Here is a 403-nt window from a genome sequence, read left to right on the forward strand (position 1 = left end):
GATGTGATCGGTTTCGAGCGCGACCGTCGCGCGCTTGGCCAACGGCGTGTTGCTCGACGTGATCGCGATCACTTTCGCGCCGGCCTGCATCGCGACATCGAGCACGCGCAGCAACTCGGGCGCGCGGCCCGACTTCGACACCGCGACGATCACGTCGCCCTTGCCGAGCAACGCAGCGGAAGCCGCCTGCATGTACAGATCGCCGTAAGCAATGGTCGGAATGCCGAAGCGGAAGAACTTGTAGTGCGCGTCCTGCGCGACGATGTTCGAATTGCCGAGGCCATAGAACTCGATACGACGCGCGCCGTTCAACAGATCGATTGCGCGTTCCACCTGCTCGAAGTTCAGATGCTCGCGCAATTGCAGAATCGCCGACACGGTGTTGTCGAGCACCTTCGCGCCG

General features: G+C 62.5%; 1 protein-coding gene. It reads right to left on the reverse strand.

Annotated features, from left to right (window positions below; translation table 11 throughout):
- A partial coding sequence (locus SB822_RS55170; RefSeq protein WP_410858857.1) for an SIS domain-containing protein occupies positions 1 to 403 on the reverse strand: 403 nt, incomplete at both ends.

The organism is Paraburkholderia sp. SIMBA_054, assembly GCF_046534875.1.
Taxonomy (GTDB): domain Bacteria; phylum Pseudomonadota; class Gammaproteobacteria; order Burkholderiales; family Burkholderiaceae; genus Paraburkholderia; species Paraburkholderia hospita.